Source organism: Haloferax sp. SDI50 (genome assembly GCF_059802635.1).
Map to the genome: position 1 here is coordinate 531,390 of NZ_JBPULL010000001.1, position 18,334 is coordinate 549,723.

An 18,334-nucleotide genomic window follows, 5' to 3' on the forward strand; every position below is an offset into this window, starting at 1 on the left:
GGCGCGCAAGTGAGAGGGAGCGAGAGGTAGTGAGTGGATACGTGAGGGTTCGGGCGGAAGGCGAAACACGGGCGAAAAACAGGAACCGGGGCCGAGTCGGCTCAGGCCGCGGGTCTGGTGCGGCGGGCGGCCGAGCGGTCGTGCAGCACGCTGCCGAGTGCACCGCCGATAGCGCCGGGGATGCCCGCGAGGGCGATGATGACGACGGACGCGGCGAACACGGTCAGACCGAAGAACGCGCCCGCGAACAGGACGTTCATGATGACGAGGCCGATGGCGACGATAATCGCGCCGAGCGTCGTGCCGACGAGGCCGTTGAGCGCCCCGTCTGCCATGCCGGTCGTGACGAGGTAGCCGGCGACGAGGCCGCCGATGATACCCGTGAGGACGTAGCCGACCGTGGGGAGGGTGACGTTCGTGAATGGGGCCGCGAAGCCGCTGAGGATGCCGACGACCACGGTGGCGATGAACCCGTAGGCGATGGCGCGCACGTTGAACTTCATAGCGAATCTAAATACAGCGCTTGAGGTAATGAATTATATTCGTCCTCGGGCGGATGATACGGCCGGCGCGAGACTCATCGACGACGGAGCGTCCGGCCGGTGCGACGCTCCGCCCGCCGTGTTCGTCGGCATCGGCGTCGGCATCGGCGTCGGCGTCGGCATCCACGTCGAGCGGGCGGTGGCGTTTGAGAGACGATATCTCGGCCCGTGGACGCCGGCAGTCTCGGGGGAGACCGCGGCGTTTTTGCCCGCTGACCCGGTACGTGGGATAACCGAATGGCCCGATACCACATCGAGACATACGGCTGTACCTCGAACCGCGGCGAGAGCCGCGCCATCGAGAGCGCGCTCCGAGACGCCGGTCACTACCGCGTCGACGGGCCCGAGGAGGCCGATGTCGCCATCATGAACACCTGTACGGTCGTGGAGAAGACGGAGCGGAACATGCTCCGTCGGGCCAAAGAGCTGGAGGCGGAGACGGCGGACCTCATCATCACGGGCTGTATGGCGCTCGCGCAGGGCAACGACTTCCGCGAGGAGGGTATCGACGCCCAGATTCTCCACTGGGACGACGTGCCGACCGCCGTCACCAACGGCGAGTGTCCGACCCCCGGCCCCGGCGTCGAGCCCGTCTTGGACGGCGTTGTCGGCATCCTGCCCATCGCCCGCGGCTGTATGTCGAACTGCTCGTACTGCATCACGAAGTTCGCCACCGGCCGGGTCGATTCGCCCTCGGTCGACGAGAACGTCGAGAAGGCGCGGGCGCTCGTCCACGCCGGTGCGAAGGAACTCCGCATCACGGGCCAGGACACCGGCGTCTACGGCTGGGACAACGGCGACCGGAAGCTCCCCGAGCTACTGGACCGCATCTGCACCGAAATCGACGGCGAGTTCCGCGTCCGCGTCGGCATGGCCAACCCCGGCGGCGTCCACGGCATCCGCGAGGAACTCGCCGCGGTGTTCGCCCGCCACGACAAGCTCTACAACTTCATCCACGCGCCGGTGCAGTCGGGGTCCGACGAGGTGCTCGAACACATGCGTCGCCAGCACCGCGTCGACAAGTTCAGAGAGATCGTCGAGACGTTCGACCGCGAACTCGACTACTGGACGCTCTCGACCGACTTCATCGTCGGCTACCCGACCGAGACCGACGCGGACCACGAGCGGTCGATGGAGCTGCTCCGCGAGATTCGCCCCGAGAAGGTCAACGTCACGCGCTTCTCGAAGCGCCCCGGCACCGACGCCGCCGACCTGAAGGGCCTCGGCGGGACGCTCAAAAAGGAGCGCTCCAAGGAGATGTCCGAGGCGAAGATGGACATCGTCGCCGCCGCCTACGACGAGATGGTCGGCACGGAGCGCGAGGTGCTCGTCGTCGAGGAGGGTACCGGCGACTCCGTGAAGTGCCGCGACGAGGCCTACCGCCAGATAATCGTCCAGAACGCGACCGAACACGGCCTCGAACCCGGCGACTTCACCCGCGTGACGGTGACCGCCCACCAGACCGTCTACGCCTTCGCCGAACCGGTCGAGGCACAGCCCGAACCGCGCGAGCCGACCGCCGCCTGAGCGGTCGGTTGCGCGCCGAAGACACGTCGCTCCGCCGATTCACACTCCGCTCGGTTCTCAGTTCTCGTCGCGCCCTCGAACGCCGTCCTCGCCGACCCGGAGAAACATCCCTTTCGACGCCGGCGCGGTCGGTTCGAACCCCCAGCGCTCGTAGTAGCCGTCCACGTCGGCGAGAAGGTTCACGAACGCCGACGGCGGGGCCTCGCGGTCGAGGTAGTCCACGAGCGCGTCCATCACGCGGGTGCCGAGCCCGCGGCCCTGATGGTCGGGGTGGACCGCCACGTCGACGACCTGAAAGACGGTGCCGCCGTCGCCGACGAGCCGACCCATGCCGACTATCTCGTCGCCGGTCGCCCCCTCGAAGACGACGCGCACGCCGAAAATCGTGTTCGGAACGCCGCGCTCGGCGGCCGCGAGGGAGCGCGGAGCCATCCCCGCGGCGTCGCGGAGGGACACGTACGCCTCGGGGGCGGGAAACTCGGGGACGAGGTGGTAGTCGTCGTTCACGACTCGACCGTCGCGCCACCCGGCCCTAACGGTTTCTCTCACGCCGACGCCGGCAACAAGATTGATAGCGACGCGACGGCTGACAGTACCCGTGTCCGACGACAATCAATCGGAGGCCCGAGCGTTCGCCAGAGACGCGCTGGAGGCGGTCGCGGTCGTCGTCGCGGTCGGCGCGGTGCTGTTCGCGGTGAGCGGCGTGTGGCCCCCGATGGTCGCCGTCGAGAGCGGGAGCATGCAACCGACTCTCGAACGCGGCGACCTCGTCGTCGTGACCGCGGAGGGTCGCTACGGCGGCCCCGCGGCCGACGACTACGGCGTGGTCACGGCCAACGCGAGCGAGGGCTACGGCCGGCTCGGCGGCCCGGGCGATGTCGTCGTCTACGACACGCCGTCGCGCGACGGCTCGCCCATCATCCATCGCGCGGTCTTCTGGGTCGAGGACGGAGAGAACTGGTACGACCGGGCCAACACGTCTTACGTCGACGGCGCGGACTCCTGTGCGGAACTCCTGTACTGCCCCGCGCCGCACGCCGGCTACGTCACTCGCGGCGACGACAACGACTACTACGACCAGGCGCGGGGCATCGCCACGCCCGTCCGACCCGACTGGGTGCGGGCGAAAGGCCAGTTCCACGTGCCGTATCTCGGGGAGCTACGGCTGGAAGTCCAGAAGCTACTTTGAGGAACCCGACGCGTCAGTGGTCGTCAGCGTCCGTTAGTGGCAGTTAGTGGCCGTCAGCGGTCGTCGCCGCCGTCGGGCGAGAACATGGTGTAGCGCTCGGTCTCGTCGTCTTCCTTCCACTCGCCGAGTTCCTTCGGGTCGATGTGGACGAACACGTCGTCCACCTCGTCGATGTTCCGAATCGCCTGCACGACCCACGTCTCGATGTCGTGGGCCTCGGCAATCGTCATATCGCCTTCCACCTCGATGTGGAGGCTCACGTCGATTTCGGGGCCGACGTAGTGGGCGACCACGTCGTGTGCGCCGTACACGTCGGGGTGCGACAGGGCGGTCTGGACGATGAGCGCCCGGAGGTACTCCGGCGGGGCGGCCCCGACGAGGTAGTTCACGTTGTCGCGGACGATTTCGTAGCCGGTGTAGACGATGCCGATGGAGACGACCATGGCGGCCAGCGGGTCCAAGATGGGGTAGCCGAACTGCCCGCCGACCACGCCGACGAGCGCCGCCCCGGCGGTGAGGATGTCGTTTCGGTTGTCGACGCCGGCGGCGACGAGCGCCGGCGAGTTCTGCTCGCGGCCGACCGAGTAGCAGTAGCGGTAGAGGACGTACTTGGCCGCCGCCGCGACGACGAGGACGACGACGCCGAGCGTCCCCGCGTCTCCGCCGTAAGTCCCCGCGAGGATGCTGGACGTGCTCTGCCAGAGAATCGCCCCGCCGGCGGCGAAGATGCCGACCGCGACGAAAAGCGAGATGAACGGCTCGATGCGCTCGTGGCCGTGGGGGTGTTCCCAGTCCGGCGGCTTCGTCGTCAGGTAGAGGCCGCCGAGGATGATGGTGCTGTAAACCGCGTCCGCGAGGCTGTTGACCGCCTCGGACCCGAGGGCCAGGCTCCCGGTCGTCCACCACACGCCGGCCTTCCCGGCGACGAGAAGCACGTTCGCCGCGAGGACGACGAATCCGACCCGACGGATGGCCCGCTTTCGCTCCATTACCGTGGCTTTCGGGAGAGGGGTTCAAATGCGCTTCGGGCCGGAGCAGGCTATTAGACGCACTCGACGTGAGTTTTAGAGTCAGTCTAATTTGAATCGAACCGCGTCGTCGTCGCCGTCGACGACCGCGCCGTCGAGGCCGGCGAACGCCTCGTGAAGCTGGTCGTAGGAGTCGTCGAGCGCCTGCACGAGCACTTTCGTGTCGGAGATGACCGGCATGAAGTTGGTGTCGCCGCTCCACCGCGGGACGACGTGGGTGTGGAGGTGGTCGTCGATGGAGCCGCCGGCGGCCGAGCCACCGAGGTTCTCGCCCGCGTTGCAGCCGTCGGGGTCGAAGGCGGCGTCCAACGCGGCGAGCGTCTTCGACTTGAGCCGCGCGTGGTCGAGGAGTTCCGCGTCCGAGAGGCCGGCGAACTCGCCGGTGTGGCGGTGCGGGATGACCATGACGTGGCCCGGCGCGTAGGGGTAGTTGTTCAGGAGGACGAACGAGTGCGGCGAGCGGGCGACGATTTTGCTCTCTCTGTCGTCGTCGCGCTCGGGGAGCGCACAGAAGGGACAGCGGTCGTCGTCCGGGTCGTCGGCGTCGGCGTCTTGGTCGTCGTCGCGGGCGACCCACTCGATGCGCCACGGGGCGAACAGTTGGTCCATGGCGGCTCAATGGACCCGGACGTGCAAGCCGTTTCGGTCTCGGAGCGGTCGGTGCCGACCCCGAACCCGACGCCGACCCCGACTTCGTCCGATTACCGCGTCAGGTTCTCGTAGCCGTCTTCGGTGACGATGATGGTGTCTTCGGCCTGTCCGACCATCGCGCCGTCTTCCTCTTTCAGCACGGGGTAGCCGCGGAGGATGCCCTGCTGTTCGAGCCGGCGGATGGCCATCTCGGAGCGGCCGCCCTCGAACCAGCGGGCCGCGAAGGGGAGCAGTTTGTACTCCTCGCGCACCTCGTCGAGCAGTTTGCGCGACATGCGGTCGCGGACCGAGCGGTCGTTGACGAGGCTGTAAATCTCGTTTTTCGACCCCTCGGTGACCTTGCCCGTGCCGTCGGTGGCGAACGGTTCGATGGCGACCACGTCACCGACTTCGAGTTCGACGCCGCGGTCTGCGCCGCGGTTCGGGATTGTCGGGTCGGTGTGGGCATCCCACTGCTCGACGCCGTGGCCCGAGAGATTGAGGACCGGCGTGTAGCCGTAGCCGCGAATCACGTCCTCGATTTCCGCGCCGATTTTCCCGGTGTGCGCGCCCGCTTCGACCATGTCGAGGGCGGCGTCGAGCGCCTCCTCGGCGGACTCGACGAGCTCGTCGTTGCCCGAGAGGTCGACGGTCACCGCGGAGTCTGCGATGTAGCCGTCGACGTGGACGCCGACGTCGAGACAGACCATGTCCTCGCCGAACACGGTATCGTCGTCGCGGCCGGGGCTGGCGTGCGACGCTTCCTCGTTGATACTGATGTTGACCGGGAACGCACAGCCATCAGCGAGTTCGCGGATGCGCGCTTCGGCGTGTTCAGCGACTTCGAGGTGGGTGACGCCGGGTTCGACCATCTCGGCCGACTCGTCCAACACCGTGCGGAGGACCTCCCCTGCCTCTCGATACTTCTCGACCGTCTCGTCGTCGAGGGGTCCGATGCTCATGGCCGCGACTTCGCGGCCGCGCCGGAAAGCGATTGCGGGATGGCCGGCGACAGAGGGCGGGTCGTCGCCGGCGGCTCGCGCGGCGTGCGTGAGACACGCAGCCATGTCTATATAGCACAACAGTTCGAAACTAGCAACCCTTTCTTAGGTAGCCGTTTTCAGACAGAGGAGAGAACGTTTCCAATGAGTGTCCCATCCTTCCACCCCGACGTCGCCGAGCAACACCTTCGAGTCGACATCGACGACTGGGACGACGTGTACGTCGTCGGCGACGTACACGGCTGTCTGCCGGCGCTCGAACGCCTCGTCGACCGGCTCGACCCCTCCGAGGACGACCTCGTCGTCTTCGTCGGCGACCTCGTGCGGAAGGGCCCCGACAGCAAGGGCGTCGTGGACTTCGTCCGCGAGCGCGACAACTTTCTGACCGTCCGCGGCAACAACGAAGAAAAGCTCATCCGCGGCACGAAGGAGCTAGACGCGCTGACCGACGACGACCTCGAATGGATGTCGAACCTCCCGGTCGCCATCACGTGGGAGGACGCCATCGTCGTCCACGGCGGCATTCACCCCGAAAAGCCGCTCGACGAACACGACGTGGACGAACTCGAAAACACCCGGGCGATGAACCCCGGCGACAGCTACGACGGCCCCTTCTGGTTCGAGTACTACGAGGGGCCACAGCGCGTCTTCTTCGGCCACACCGTGATGGCCCACCCTGCCGTCTTCGAGCACGCGATGGGCCTCGACACGGGCGCGGTCTACGGCGGCGCGCTCACGGCGTACGACCTCCACGCCGACGAACTCGTCGCCGTCGACTCCGAGGTCACCCACGAGTCCCGCAAGGACTCGAAGATTCTCGAACCCCGCCAGCCCGCGCTGGTCTGAGCCCACGAGGCGACGGTGGCGGCGACGACGGAGGCAGCGAACTAAAGGTCGCCGCCGAACCATCTCCACGCAGCACATGTCCGACGACGAGGTTCGCGGCGGCGACTCGCAGGCCCGACACGCCGGTCAGACGACCGCGCCGGTCCGCGTTCGCGACCGCGACGACGACGAGTCGAATCCGGCCGACGCCGACCTCGCGGACCCCGCGCTGTATCTCAACCGCGAACTCAGCGAACTCGCCTTCCACGAGCGCGTCCTCCACGAGGCGAGAGACGACCGCAACCCGCTTTTCGAGCGCGTCAACTTCCTCTCGATTCTCACCTCGAACCTCGACGAGTTCTTCATGAAGCGCGTCGGCGGGCTGAAACAGCAGATGGCCGCGGGCGTGAGCGAACTCTCACCCGACGGCCGGACCCCGAGCCAGCAGTGGTCGCTCGTCCTCGACCGCGCCCGCGACCTGCTCGACCGGCAGTCCGACTGCTTCCGCGACCTCGTTCGACCCGCGCTCGCCGACGCCGGCATCGAAATCGTCGACTACGACGACCTCGCGCCCGACGAGCGGGCGGCCCTCCGCGACTACTTCGAGGCGTCGGTCCTGCCGACGCTGACGCCCCTGACGTTCGAGCCGGCCCATCCGTTCCCGTTCATTTCGAACCTCTCGCTGTCGCTCGCGGTCCGCACGACCGAGGGCCCAGAGGAGCCGACGAAGTTCTCGCGGGTCAAAGTCCCCGGCAACCGCCCGCGACTCGTCAACGTGGACGAGCGCGTCGCCGGTGCGGATGGCGCAAGCGACTCCAACACCGCTTCTGCGTCCGCCGCCTCCGCCCCCGTCAGATACGTCCCGCTCGTGGCCGTCATCGAGCGCAACATCGACCTGCTGTTCCCGAACGTCGAGGTCGTCGACACCTCAGCGTTCAAGGTGACGCGGAACGCCGAGGTCCGCCGCAACGAGGAGGTCGCAGAGGGCCTCATCGCCATGATAGAGGACGTGCTCCGCCAGCGCCGGTTCGCCACGGTGGTCCGCTTGGAGGTCCAGTCGGGCACGCCCGAGGCCGTCCGCGACCTGCTCGCGGAACAGCTCGGCGTGGACGACCGCGAGGTGTTCGAGCGCGACCTGCCGCTGGACTACGGCGCGCTCGCGTCGCTTTTCGACCTCGACCGGCCGGAACTCGAAGTCGCGCCGTGGACGCCCCAGCCCCACCCGCGGTTCGCCGGTCGCTCCGCCGACGACCCCGACTCGGTGTTCACCGAAATCGCTCGGAAGGACGTGCTCGTCCACCACCCGTACCACTCGTTTACGGGCACGGTGGGGACGTTCCTCGCGGCCGCCGCGGCCGACCCCGACGTGCTGGCCATCAAAGCCACCATCTACCGGACCGCGCCGGACTCCGAGGTCATCGAGACGCTCATCGAGGCCGCCAAGAACGGCAAGCAGGTCGCGGTGATGGTCGAACTCAAAGCGCGGTTCGACGAGGAGAACAACCTCCGGTGGGTCCGCCGCCTCGAAGAGGAGGGCATCCACGTCGCCTACGGTACTATCGGGCTGAAAACCCACTCGAAGACTGCGCTCGTCGTTCGCGAGGAGGGCGACGAGGTGCGGCTCTACTCCCACGTCGCCACCGGCAACTACCACTCTCAGACGGCGAAGCTCTACACCGACCTCGGGCTGTTCACGGCCGACCCGGACATCGGCCACGACCTCGTTCGCCTGTTCAACTTCTTCACCGGCCACTCGCGGCAGGAGGCGTACCGGAAACTGCTGGTCGCGCCGACGAACCTCCGCGAGGAGATGACCCGACTCGTCCGCCGGGAGGCCGACCACGCCCGGGCCGGCCGCGACGCCCGCATCGTCGCCAAGATGAACGCGCTCGAAGACCCCGCGATGGTCCGCGAACTGTACGAGGCGTCGATGGCCGGCGTCGACATCGACCTCGTGGTCCGCGGCATCTGCCGGCTCAGGCCCGGCATCGAAGGCCTCTCGGAGAACATCTCGGTGTCGAGCGTCGTCGGCCGGTTCCTCGAACACTCGCGTATCTTCTACTTCGAGAACGCGGGCGACCCCGACTACTACGTCGGCTCCGCGGACTGGATGACCCGCAACCTCGACCGCCGAGTCGAGGCCGTCGCGCCCGTCGAAGACCCCGAGCACCGCGCCGAACTCGACGCCGTCCTCGACGCGCTCCTGTCGGACAACCGCCGGCGCTGGGTGATGGACGCCGACGGTCGGTACCAGCAACTCCGCCCGGCAGACGACGCACAGGAAGTCGAGGCGCATACTGTCCTGATGAACCGGGCGCTGGCGGAGACCCACCGGTCGAAGAACGGCGACCGCGAGTCGTAGCGTGCCCGACACGACTGGCCCGCACGTTTAGTTGGACAGAAGACATATTCTGCCCCACGTCGCAGACGAGCCTATGAACTCTCCTCACCACCGAAGACGTATCCTCCAGCGTACCGGCATCGTTCTCGTCTTCGGAATCGGTCTCGCAGGATGTCTCGCCGACACACCGACTGGTGATGGCTCACCCACCACGGCTCACCCCGAGACGACCGATGACCAGACGGCAACACCGGAATCTGAAACTGCAGTTCCACTCACCGAAGTTTCAGACGAGGACGCCAAAGCCCGAGCGCTCGCCGCCGAAGAAGCCTATCTCGAAAACCGTTTGCAGAACGCCACCTGTCTCCTGAGTTGGGGAACGACGCCGACGACGGCGAGCAAAGAAGCGATGGTCGTCGAACGCTCTGCTGACGGCGTCGTCGTCGACGTGACACATCCGTACTGGTACGGCAAAGAGGGCGAAGAAGCGGACTCGTCCTCGGAGGCGTTCTACCTCGTGACCGAGACGGACGTCGAACGCACCAGCGGTGACAACGTCTCCCCCTGTTGACCCGAACAGAGTGCCTACCGCACAAAAAAGTCGTCCTCAAGCGCTGGGTTGCACCCGCGCGAGCACGTCGCCGCGGTCGAAGTCGTCGCCCTCGGCGACGAGTAGCTCCGTGACCGTCCCCGTCGCCGGCGCGGCCACGTCGATGCTCACCTTCTCGACCTGTATCTCGCAGAGCGTCTCGCCCTCATCGACGGCCGAGCCCTCGCGAACGAACCAGTTAGCGAGGTAGCCCTCGACCACGTCGTCGGCGTCGTCGGGCCACGAATCGGCCGAGTTCACGTCGACCGCGTCGCTCATCGGCCGCCTCCGTTTGGTTCCAATGCTCCCTTCATTCGTGGAGTTCGCGGACGGCGGCCGCGATATCGTCGGTTCCGGGGTTGACCTCGTCTTCGAGCGAGCGGGCGTAGGGAATCGGCACGTCCGGGATGGCCAGTCGCTTGACAGCCGAGAGGTCGTCCAGCGCGCCTTCCGCCGCCCGGGCGATGATTTCACCCGTCACGCCGAACGACTGGTAATCCTCGTCCACGACGAGGAGTTTCCCGGTCTTGCGGACCGAGTCGAGCACCGTCTCGGTGTCGAGGGGGACGAGCGTCCGCAGGTCGATGACCTCGGCGTCGATACCGTCGTCGTCGAGCTGTTCCGCGGCCTCCATCGCCCGGTGGACGTGCAGACCGAGGGTGACGACGGTCACGTCGTCGCCGGGGCGCTTCACGTCGGCCTCGCCGAACGGAATCGCGTAGTCCTCCTCGGGGACGCCGGTCTTCGGGCCCGAGGGCGACGGCATCCAGCCGAGACCCATCAGGCGCTTGTGGAACATGTAGACGACCGGGTCGTCGTCGCGGATGGCGCTGTGCATCAGCCCCTTGGCGTCGTAGGCCGTCGAGGGGACGACGACTTTCATCCCCGGCAGGTGGGCGAAGGTCCCGTAGAGCGTCTGGGAGTGCTGGGCGGCGTCGTTGTAGGTGCCGCCGACGGCCGTGGTCAGCACCATCGGCACGGAGAACGAGCCGCCGCTCATGTAGGTGTTCTTCGCCATGTTGTTGTAGATTTGGTCCATGGCGACGCCGAAGAAATCGACGAACATCAGTTCGGCAATCGGGCGCATGCCGGCCTGTGCGGCCCCGACGGCCGCCCCGAGGTAGGCCGTCTCGCTGATGGGCACGTCCATCACGCGGTCGCGGCCGAACTCGTCCAAGAGGCCGGTCGTACTGGAGAAGATGCCGCCGTAGTCGGCCACGTCCTCGCCCATGTAGAACACGTCGTCGTTCTCGCGCATCTCCCACGCGATGGCCTCGACCATCGCCCGGCTCATGGTTAGTTCGCGGTCCGTCTCGGTCGCTTCCGTGTAGTCTCGTGATTCGGTCGCCATCAGTTGTCACCTCCCGTCTCGCCGTTGTCACCCGGCGCGTCTACCGCGGCCCCGCCGTCCGTCGCCGCCTTCGCCGGCGGGTTCGTAAACACGTTCTCGTACGCCTCCTCCGGGTCTGGATCGGGCTGTTCTTTCGCCCACGAAATCGCCGCCTCGACCCGCTCGTGGGCGCGCTCCCGCATCTCGTCGATTTCGTCGTCGGTGACGCCGTGCGAGCGCAGGTCCTCCGCGAGTCGCTCGATGGAGTCGCGCTGTTTCGCGCGGTCGATGTCGGCCTCCGGGCGATACCCCTCCGCGTCGCCCATGAAGTGGCCCATCCGGCGGTGGACCTGCACCTCGATGAGCGTCGGCCCGTTGCCGTCGCGGGCGCGCATCACGGCCTCGCCCGCGGCCTCGTACACCGCCATCGCGTCGTCGGAGTCGACGCGGACGCCCGGCAGGTCGAAGCCGTCGGCGCGCTGTGCGCCGTTCTGTACGTCCGTCACGCGGTCTTTCGGCATGCTGATGGCCCAGTCGTTGTCCTCGACGACGAAGACGACCGGGAGGTCGTGGACCGCCGCGAGGTTCAGCGATTCGAGGAAGCCGCCCTGGTCGATAGCGCCCTCGCCGAGGAAGGCGACGGCCACGGCGTCCGTGTTCCGCTTTTTCGCCGCCATCGCCGCGCCGACCGCCGGCGGGCAGCCCTGCGCGATGATGCCCGAACACGCGAAGTTCACGTCGGGGTCGAACAGGTGCATGTGGCCACCCTTCCCGCGGCACAGCCCCGTTTTCCGGCCGAAAATCTCGGCCGTCATGCGCTTGAGGTCGACGCCCTTCGCGATGGCGATGTGGTGCGGCCGGTGCGGCGCGGTCACCGTGTCGTCGTCGCGGAGGTGGATACACACGCCCGCCCCGGACGCCTCGTGGCCCGCCGCGAGGTGCAGTTCGCCGGGTATCGGCCCCGCCGAGATGTCGAACGCCGGCTGCTTGCCGACGAGATACTCGTCTACCAGTCGCTCCTCGTACTGTCGAGCGGTCACCATCTGCTCGTACATTGTCCGTAGGTCGGTAACACTCACCATGGTTGGTGTTCGGGTGTACTCTCGAGAATCTATTAACATTAATTGTGTAAGTCATGACCATCAGAACGAGCGGACTGCGAATTCACGCGAATCGACGGGTCGAGACAGGCCTAAGCCGCAGTCCGACGTATCGTCTCGCATGAGCGACACGACGCCGAATCTCGTCTCGATACCCGTCGGCGACGCGGTGCTGGAGGGCGACCTTCGGATTCCGGACGGCGCGTCGGGACTCGTGGTGTTCGCCCACGGCAGCGGCAGCAGTCGGAAGAGCCCGCGGAACAACTTCGTCGCCGAGGTCATCCGCGACCGCGGGGTCGGGACGCTCCTGTTCGACCTGCTCACCGAGGAAGAAGACGAGACGTACGAGACGCGGTTCGACATCCCGCTTCTGACCGACCGACTGCTCGGCGCGACCGAGTGGCTCCGCGGCCGCGACGCCGCCGCCGACCTCGACTACGGCTACTTCGGGTCGAGCACCGGCGCGGCGGCGGCGCTCCTCGCGGCGGCCGACCTCGGTGACGACGCGGGCGCGGTCGTCTCCCGCGGCGGGCGCGTCGACCTCGCGGAGTCGCGGCTCGGTGACGTGACCGCGCCGACGCTGTTCGTCGTCGGCGGTGCCGACGAGCCGGTGTTGAGTCTGAACCGCGACGCGTTCGCGGAACTCGACTGCGAGAAGTCGCTGGAAGTCGTCGACGGCGCGGGCCACCTGTTCGAGGGACCAGATGAACTGGACGCGGTGGCCGACCTCGCCGCCGACTGGTTCGAGACGCACCTCGGGTGAGCGCGTCGCTCACCGGTGCCGAAATCGCGGCCGCAGAGCATAGATGACTACCCACTTCCGACGCGGCCGAACTGTTGCAGACGGCCTGAATCGGTACGTTTAGAACGGTTTGTTCGAAAACCACCGCACCAATGACAGACCCCGAGTCGACGGAGCTCGACGAATCCGTTCGCGAGGCCGTCGAACGGTCACGAAGCGGTGCGCCGGCGGTCGGTTCGGTGGTTCGCGACCGGTTTTCGTCCGACGAGGTGTTCCAGCGCATCGTCGCGGCCGCGGACGAGGAGATTACCTCCGGCGCGCGGGAACTGTTCTTCAGCGCCCTCGCCGCGGGGTTCGCGATTACGATTACGTTCCTCCTCTACGTCTCGATGAAAGCGTCGACCGGCGGCGACCCGGTGTTAAGCGCGATGCTCTATCCGCTCGGGTTCATCTACATCATTATCGGGGGCTATCAGCTCTACACCGAGAACACGCTCCCGCCGGTCGCGCTGACGCTTGAGCGGCTGGCCAGTATCCCCGCGCTCTTGCGTAACTGGGTCGTCGTCCTCGCGGGGAACCTCTTCGGCGGGACGCTCGGTGCGGCCGCCCTCGCCTTCGGCGGCGTCCTCTCGCCGGAAGCCGCGAGCGCGGCGCTCGAACTCGCTCAGAAGGGGGTCGAGACGCCATGGTGGAGTCTCTTCTTCAAGGCCGCGTTCGCCGGCCTCATCGTCGCCGGCGTCGTCTGGGTCACCTTCGCCGCCCGCGACACCATCTCTCGTCTCGTCGTCGTCTACCTCGCGTTCCTCGCGGTTCCGCTGGGTGGACTCTTCCACGTCGTCGTCTCCTACACCGAGATGGTCTACCTCGTGATGAACGGCCAGCTGGCGTTCCTCGTCGGCCTGACCGAGTTCGTCATCCCCGTGCTGTTGGGCAACACCTTCGGCGGCGTCGTCCTCGTCACCGTCGTCAACTACTTCCAGACGACGGAAAACCGGTTAGAATCCGCTCGTTTCGAGGGCGCGAAACGCCAGCTTTCGATTCGTGAGTGGGCGCTGGGCGGACTCGCCGGTCGGTCGTACGTCCCGCTCATCGAGACCGAAGAGGGAACCGACGACTACACGGACTCCTACCGGGTCGTCGTACCCATCTCGAACCCGCGGACCGAGTCGCACGTCGTCGAACTCGCCTGTGCGCTCGCGAAGTCGAAAGAAGACGCCATCGTCGATATCGTCCACGTGGTGCAAGTTCCCTCGCGCGTCTCGCAACGCTACGGTGCCGCACAGAACCAACGGATTATCGCACACTCCAACGAACAGCTCGAAGACGCCCGCGAACGCGTCGCCGGCTACGACATCGAAGCCCGGACGTCGACGGTCGTCTCACACCGCTCGTTCGAGGAGATATTCACCGTCGCCAGCCGCAAAGACGCCGACCTCGTCGTCATGGGCTGGAGCAACGACCGAATCTGGTCGGGAGGGCGTGCAGAACGGACGATGAGCGAGTTGACGAGTCGCCTGCCCTGTGATTTCCTCGTCCTCAACGACCGGAACTACGACACCAGTCGACTCCTCTTGCCGACGGTCGATAGTCCCCACTCGGCGCTCAGCGCCGAGGTCGCGAAATCCCTCCGCTCGGTCGTCGGGTCGGAGGTGACGCTCCTCCACGTCGTCAACGGTCCGGACGAGCGCGAACGGGGCGAGGCGTTCCTCTCCGACTGGGCGACCGAACACGACCTTCAGGACGCGACGCGGATCGTCGACGACACCGGCGACATCGAACGAGCCATCACGGACCGGGCCGACAGCCACTCGATGGTGCTGATGGGCGCGACCGAACGGGGTCTCCTCACTCGACTTCTGACCGACTCGTTGCACCTCGACGCGGTCAACGACACCGACCACTCGGTTCTCTTGGTGGAGCGCGCCACCGAACGAAGCCTCAGACAGCGTCTGTTCGGACGCTGAGTCGGTCGGATTCTCTCCTCGCGGGCGCTTCCGCCCTGCTCTCAGTCGCGACGGTATCAGTCGCGACGGTATCCGAACGTGTCGCCGGCGACCGCGCCGTTTTTGTAACCGTAGGAGAGACAAATACGCATGAGTTCAGACGCCGACCAGACGATAACGGTCTACTCGGACTACGTGTGTCCCTTCTGTTACCTCGGAAGACAGTCCCTGTCGCAGTATCAAGAGACGAGAGACGAGGAGCTCGATATCGACTGGCACCCGTTCGACCTGCGGAGTCAGAAGCGTCGCCCCGATGGAAGCATCGACTTCTCGGTCGATGACGGCAAAGACGAAGACTACTACGAGCAAGCGAAGCAGGGGGTCCGTCGGTTACAAGAACGGTACGATGTCGAGATGACGCTTGACCTCGGGACCGACGTTGACTCGCTGCCGGCGCAAATCGTCTCGTACTACCTGAAGGGACACGCCGACTACGAGACGTGGCTCGCGTTCGACGAGTCGGTTTTCGAGGCGCTCTGGCAGGACGGCAAAGACATCGGCGACGAGGCGGTGCTCGTCGAACTCGCCGAATCGGCGGGCATCGACGGCGAGGAAGTCGCGTCCGCGCTCGACGACGAAACGCTTCGGGCCGAAGTGCGCGAACGATTCAGCGAGGCCCAGCAGCACGGCGTCACCGGCGTCCCAACGTTCGCGTACGAGGGCTACGCCGCGCGAGGAGCGGTGCCGCCGGAGCAACTAGAGCGACTCGTCGAAGGAACGTAGACCGGACGAGCGGGAACCGAGACCGACGGCGCTCGAAGAGTCGTCGCGCCCGCCGGCGAGTCGATTCACCCGGCGGTGGTCGTTTCGAGCATCCGGCGGAGCGCGACTTCCATCTCCTCGAACTCCGAGAGTTCGAGTTCGTCGGTGGTGACGATGACGCCGCGGTCGCCGCCCACGACGCGGCCGACGAAGCCGTCCGAGAAGACGCGGAGCGTGAACTCGTACTCGCCGAAGTCGGGGGTCGCAACGCTCCCGTCGGCGTTGTAGGTCTCTCGCGGGCCGAATCCGGTGCGCTCGCTCTCGACGAGTTCGGATGTGGCGGCGCGCGCCGCGGCCTCGTCGCCGCCGTAGAGGTCCCGTCGGACGTACAGCACGTCGAAGTCGTCGCGGGTGAAGTGAACGACGCTCCGCAGGGAGTCCCCGAGGGTCGTTCGGCAGGTGGAGACGATTGCGTCGGCGACGCCCCCGGTGATTGTCGGCGTTGATTCGGTCACGGGCGTAGATAGCACGCCGCAGTATTTGGCCGTCTCGCCTCCCGGCACGGCCGATGCCACCGCCCTCTCACGACCGTCCCGCCCCTCCCGCTCGTCCGAGGCGGCTCGTGGTCAGGCCAGTCGGAACCGCGTGTCGGTGAGCTCCTCCGACACGTCCCAGAGCCGGGCGGCGGTCTCGGGGTCTCTGGCGCGGTCGCTCGGTTCCGCGATGCCGGGGGTGCCGCGCATGCCGAACAGCCCCTGCGGGCCGACGTACTCCCCGCTTTCGACGGCCGGCGAGGTCGCGGCGTACAGAAGCGGGAGCGCGCCCATCGCGGCCGACTGGGCGAATATCGCGTTACCGAGCTTGCTCAGCCAGTACCGGAGCGTCGACCCGGACGCCTCGGGGCCGCGGAACTGGAGGTTCGTGGCCGCGTACCCGGGGTGCGCGCCCACGCTCAGCACGTCGTCGATGCCCGCGGCGGTCAGCCGGCGGTCGAGTTCGAACGCGAAAAGCAGGTTCGAGAGCTTGCTCTGGGCGTAGGCGTCCCACTCGTCGTAGTCGCGTTCGCCTTGCAGGTCGTCGAACTCCATCCGGCCGCGCTCGTGGAGGCCGCTCGACATCGTGACGAGCCGCGTCTCGCCGGGCGTGTCGCGGAGCGTCGGGAACAGACGGGCGCTCAGGGCGAAGTGACCGAGGTGGTTGACGCCGAACTGCGTCTCGAAGCCCTGTGCGGTCTCCCGCCGGGGAATCGCCATCACGCCGGCATTGTTGCAGAGGACGTGCAGCGACCCGTGTTCGGCGGCGAACTCGTCGGCGAACTGGCGGACCGAGTCGAGGTCTGCGAGGTCGAGTTCCGAGAGCGTCAGCGAGGCCGCCGGCACCGAGTCGCGGATGTCGGTCATCGCGTCCGCGCCGCGGTCGAGGCTTCGGCAGGCCATGACGACGTGCGCGCCCTTCTCGGCGAAGGCGCGCGTCGCCTCGAAGCCGAGACCGCTGTTCGCGCCGGTGACGACGACGGTCTTCCCGGAGAGGTCGGGAACGTCGGCCGCGGTCCAATCGCTCATGAGGGATTCAACGGCCTGAATCGAGTAAACCGTGGCGGCGACGGTCAGCGCGACCGGAACGCGGTCACCGTCGGCCGCGACGACCTCAGTTCGACGCGGTGCTGGTCTGCATCCCGTCGGAGTTGTACGCCGAGCCGAAGCCCTCGTCGTCGAGGAGGATGATGCCCGCCGACGACCCGGTGAGTTCACCGAACTCCGCGATGGCGAGGTCGGCCGCGGTCTGGGCGTCGCAGCCGCGTTCGAGGTGGCCGACGGCGCGGCGCGCGAGCGTCACGCGAGCGATGTCTTCGCCCGCTCCCGTGGTCGACGCGCCGCCGGCCGGGGAGGCGTAGAATCCCGAGCCGATTTGCGGCACGTCGCCGACGCGACCGGCGAGAGCGAACCAGCGGCCGCCGGTCGAGGTCGCGGAGGCGAACGTCTCGCCGTCGGTGGCGACCGCCCCGACCGTGTCGTGACCGGGAAGGCGAACATCGTGAGCCGAGCGGTCACTGCTTGCTGAGGTTCCCTCAGAATTGTCGTGACCGGGCAGGCGAACGTCGTGAGCCGAGCGGTCACTGCTTGCTGAGGTCTCCTCGCGGGCCGGCAGATAACCGTCGCCCGCCTCGGCCGTCGGGTCGCTCGTGCTACCGCCGAATCGGTCGGCCAGCCACGCGAGGTGTTCGCTGGGCGACCCCTCGGGCGCGTCCGCGTTCGCCCAGCGCTCGCGGGTCTCGTCGGTGAAGAGGTCGACGCCGGTCTCGACGCCCGCGTCGGCGGCGAACTCGACCGCCGGCTCACCGCTCAGGAGGATGTGCGGCGTCTCTTCGAGGACCGCCCGCGCGACGGAGACGGCGTGTTCGACGCCCTCCATGCCGGCGGCCGCGCCGGCGCGTCGGTCGCTCAGCATGACGCCCGCGTCGGTGCGGACGACGCCGTCGGACTGGACCGCGCCGCCGACGCCGGCGTTGAACCGCCGGTCCGATTCGAGGACTCGAACCGCGGTCTCGACGGCCGAAAGCGGGTCGGACTCGCTCGCGCCCGCGTCGGCCGCGTCGTCCAAGACGGCCTGTCTGGGCTCCGGTTCGCCGGGGATGCCGCCGGCCCCGCCGTGAAGGATAATTCGCATACGCGAGTGTCTCCCGAGCGCGGGTGTAAACGTATCGACCGCCGAATGGAGCGATACTTGCAGTTCGCCGTCGATAACGGCAGGACTTTTACACCGCACTGGAAAACCCAAAATGTTC

At 67.2% G+C, this 18,334-nt stretch carries 19 protein-coding genes; 8 read left to right on the top strand and 11 right to left on the bottom strand.

Annotated features, from left to right (window positions below; genetic code table 11):
- Positions 1–101 precede the first annotated feature (101 nt).
- On the bottom strand, positions 102–503 hold the full coding sequence (locus tag ACSR87_RS02760) for a DUF5518 domain-containing protein (protein ID WP_498529415.1): 402 nt from the start codon (positions 501–503) through the stop codon (positions 102–104).
- 276 nt (positions 504–779) lie between these two features.
- Here ACSR87_RS02760 and ACSR87_RS02765 point away from each other — a divergent pair, with 276 nt between their 5' ends.
- Complete coding sequence (locus tag ACSR87_RS02765) at positions 780–2,069, top strand: tRNA (N(6)-L-threonylcarbamoyladenosine(37)-C(2))-methylthiotransferase (RefSeq protein ID WP_498529416.1); 1,290 nt, start codon at positions 780–782, stop codon at positions 2,067–2,069.
- A gap of 57 nt (positions 2,070–2,126) precedes the next feature.
- Here ACSR87_RS02765 and ACSR87_RS02770 read toward each other — a convergent pair whose 3' ends face one another.
- Positions 2,127–2,576 carry a GNAT family N-acetyltransferase gene (locus ACSR87_RS02770; protein ID WP_498529417.1) on the bottom strand — a complete coding sequence of 150 codons (450 nt, stop codon included), beginning with the start codon at positions 2,574–2,576 and terminating at the stop codon, positions 2,127–2,129.
- Between the two features lie 91 nt (positions 2,577–2,667).
- Between ACSR87_RS02770 and ACSR87_RS02775 the strand changes: the two genes are divergently transcribed.
- Positions 2,668–3,258, top strand: coding sequence for a S26 family signal peptidase (locus tag ACSR87_RS02775; protein WP_498529418.1), 591 nt, complete (start codon positions 2,668–2,670; stop codon positions 3,256–3,258).
- Positions 3,259–3,311: 53 nt separating this feature from the next.
- Here ACSR87_RS02775 and ACSR87_RS02780 read toward each other — a convergent pair whose 3' ends face one another.
- From ACSR87_RS02780 to map, 3 genes are all read right to left on the bottom strand, one after another.
- Positions 3,312–4,247: a cation diffusion facilitator family transporter gene (locus ACSR87_RS02780; protein ID WP_004042686.1), complete on the bottom strand. Its 936-nt coding sequence runs from the start codon at positions 4,245–4,247 to the stop codon at positions 3,312–3,314.
- 81 nt (positions 4,248–4,328) lie between these two features.
- Positions 4,329–4,895 carry an HIT family protein gene (locus tag ACSR87_RS02785; protein WP_498529419.1) on the bottom strand — a complete coding sequence of 189 codons (567 nt, stop codon included), beginning with the start codon at positions 4,893–4,895 and terminating at the stop codon, positions 4,329–4,331.
- Positions 4,896–4,987: 92 nt separating this feature from the next.
- Complete coding sequence (gene map / locus ACSR87_RS02790) at positions 4,988–5,878, bottom strand: type II methionyl aminopeptidase (RefSeq protein ID WP_498529420.1); 891 nt, start codon at positions 5,876–5,878, stop codon at positions 4,988–4,990.
- A 183-nt stretch (positions 5,879–6,061) separates the two neighbouring features.
- Here map and ACSR87_RS02795 point away from each other — a divergent pair, with 183 nt between their 5' ends.
- From ACSR87_RS02795 to ACSR87_RS02805, 3 genes are all read left to right on the top strand, one after another.
- Positions 6,062–6,763 (top strand): metallophosphoesterase family protein, encoded by a 702-nt coding sequence (locus tag ACSR87_RS02795; protein WP_498529421.1) that lies wholly within the window; start codon positions 6,062–6,064, stop codon positions 6,761–6,763.
- Positions 6,764–6,839: 76 nt separating this feature from the next.
- Positions 6,840–9,104, top strand: coding sequence for a polyphosphate kinase 1 (ppk1, locus tag ACSR87_RS02800; RefSeq protein WP_498529422.1), 2,265 nt, complete (start codon positions 6,840–6,842; stop codon positions 9,102–9,104).
- 73 nt (positions 9,105–9,177) lie between these two features.
- Positions 9,178–9,654, top strand: coding sequence for a hypothetical protein (locus ACSR87_RS02805; protein WP_498529423.1), 477 nt, complete (start codon positions 9,178–9,180; stop codon positions 9,652–9,654).
- 36 nt (positions 9,655–9,690) lie between these two features.
- Here the strand turns inward: ACSR87_RS02805 and ACSR87_RS02810 are convergent, their stop codons facing one another.
- The 3 genes from ACSR87_RS02810 to ACSR87_RS02820 are packed head-to-tail and all read right to left on the bottom strand — an operon-like array spanning position 9,691 to position 12,057.
- Positions 9,691–9,951, bottom strand: coding sequence for a lipoyl domain-containing protein (locus ACSR87_RS02810; RefSeq protein WP_498529424.1), 261 nt, complete (start codon positions 9,949–9,951; stop codon positions 9,691–9,693).
- Positions 9,952–9,982: 31 nt separating this feature from the next.
- Positions 9,983–11,023, bottom strand: a complete 1,041-nt coding sequence (locus ACSR87_RS02815; RefSeq protein ID WP_498529425.1) for an alpha-ketoacid dehydrogenase subunit beta — start codon at positions 11,021–11,023, stop codon at positions 9,983–9,985.
- Entirely contained in the window at positions 11,023–12,057 is a 1,035-nt protein-coding gene (locus ACSR87_RS02820) for a thiamine pyrophosphate-dependent dehydrogenase E1 component subunit alpha (RefSeq protein ID WP_498529426.1), read from the bottom strand. Before ACSR87_RS02820 ends, ACSR87_RS02815 begins: the two co-directional genes overlap by 1 nt.
- A gap of 166 nt (positions 12,058–12,223) precedes the next feature.
- Here ACSR87_RS02820 and ACSR87_RS02825 point away from each other — a divergent pair, with 166 nt between their 5' ends.
- From ACSR87_RS02825 to ACSR87_RS02835, 3 genes are all read left to right on the top strand, one after another.
- Positions 12,224–12,865, top strand: a complete 642-nt coding sequence (locus tag ACSR87_RS02825) for a dienelactone hydrolase family protein (RefSeq protein ID WP_498529427.1) — start codon at positions 12,224–12,226, stop codon at positions 12,863–12,865.
- Between the two features lie 131 nt (positions 12,866–12,996).
- A complete protein-coding gene (locus ACSR87_RS02830; RefSeq protein WP_498529428.1) occupies positions 12,997–14,808 on the top strand; it encodes a formate/nitrite transporter family protein in 1,812 nt (603 codons plus the stop codon).
- 129 nt (positions 14,809–14,937) lie between these two features.
- Positions 14,938–15,570: a DsbA family oxidoreductase gene (locus ACSR87_RS02835; RefSeq protein ID WP_498529429.1), complete on the top strand. Its 633-nt coding sequence runs from the start codon at positions 14,938–14,940 to the stop codon at positions 15,568–15,570.
- Positions 15,571–15,635: 65 nt separating this feature from the next.
- Here ACSR87_RS02835 and ACSR87_RS02840 read toward each other — a convergent pair whose 3' ends face one another.
- The 3 genes from ACSR87_RS02840 to ACSR87_RS02850 form a co-directional block, all read right to left on the bottom strand.
- Positions 15,636–16,064, bottom strand: a complete 429-nt coding sequence (locus tag ACSR87_RS02840) for a DUF7522 family protein (protein ID WP_498529430.1) — start codon at positions 16,062–16,064, stop codon at positions 15,636–15,638.
- A 111-nt stretch (positions 16,065–16,175) separates the two neighbouring features.
- Entirely contained in the window at positions 16,176–17,111 is a 936-nt protein-coding gene (locus ACSR87_RS02845; RefSeq protein WP_498529431.1) for an oxidoreductase, read from the bottom strand.
- An 85-nt stretch (positions 17,112–17,196) separates the two neighbouring features.
- Positions 17,197–18,216 (bottom strand): isoaspartyl peptidase/L-asparaginase, encoded by a 1,020-nt coding sequence (locus ACSR87_RS02850; protein WP_498529432.1) that lies wholly within the window; start codon positions 18,214–18,216, stop codon positions 17,197–17,199.
- Positions 18,217–18,334: the final 118 nt, after the last annotated feature.